The sequence below is a fragment of the Sphingomonas sp. AC435 genome, from assembly GCF_979253005.1.
The window spans coordinates 1-271 of the sequence record NZ_CEEDCJ010000042.1; the positions used below are offsets into that span (position 1 = coordinate 1).

Annotated in this window: 1 pseudogene; it reads right to left on the reverse strand. The window is 68.3% G+C overall.

The window, feature by feature from the left end:
• Window positions 1–271 (reverse strand): annotated as a pseudogene (locus AC0CH8_RS18875) (glucose-6-phosphate isomerase); the annotation flags it as partial.

Consider the following 271-nt stretch of genomic DNA (forward strand, 5'->3'; position numbering starts at 1 on the left):
GCCGCACCCTGTGCGAAGGCGTTCAGCAGCAACTGGCGGTGATGATCCTCCGCCAGCGTGTCGTCCTGTTCGATGACCGCGATGAATTCGACGGGCACCAGATGCGTGCCCTGATGCAGCAACTGGACCACCGCATGCTGCGCGTCGGTGCCGACGCCGCCCCAGGTGATCGCCGCCGGTGGGCGACCGACCGGCTGGCCATCGACCGTCACCGCCTTGCCGTTCGACTCCCTTTCCAGCTGCTGGAGGGAGCTGGGCAACAGGCGCCGGC